The sequence below is a fragment of the Streptomyces sp. AC602_WCS936 genome (assembly GCF_019049125.1).
In the GTDB taxonomy this organism is placed as follows: Bacteria; Actinomycetota; Actinomycetes; order Streptomycetales; family Streptomycetaceae; genus Streptomyces.
In genome coordinates this window covers 1-283 of the sequence record NZ_JAGMUF010000123.1, presented here as the reverse complement: position 1 = coordinate 283, position 283 = coordinate 1, and the positions used below count along the sequence as shown (strand labels likewise).

Here is a 283-nt window from a genome sequence, read left to right as displayed (position 1 = left end):
TGATGGAGTCGATGCCGAGGTCGGCTTCGATGTCCATGGTGGTCTCGAGCATGTCGGCGGGGTAGCCGGTCTTGGCGGAGACGCTCTCCAGGAGCACCTTGCGCACCTCGTCGGCGGAGAGGGGCGCGGGGGCCGGTGCGCCGCCGGTGCCGGTGCCGGTGCCGTCCGCCGTCTGCGGTGCCGTGGTGGTGCCGGCGGCGTCGGTGATGAAGGTGATGATGTCGTCGAGGGTGCGTAGTTCGGCGAGTTGTTCGGGTGCGGCGTCGGCGGAGCCGGGGAAGCG

General features: G+C 71.0%; 1 protein-coding gene. It reads right to left on the bottom strand.

The features are described 5' to 3' along the window. A partial coding sequence (locus KUM03_RS33545) for a hypothetical protein (protein ID WP_217254346.1) occupies window positions 1-283 on the bottom strand: 283 nt, incomplete at both ends.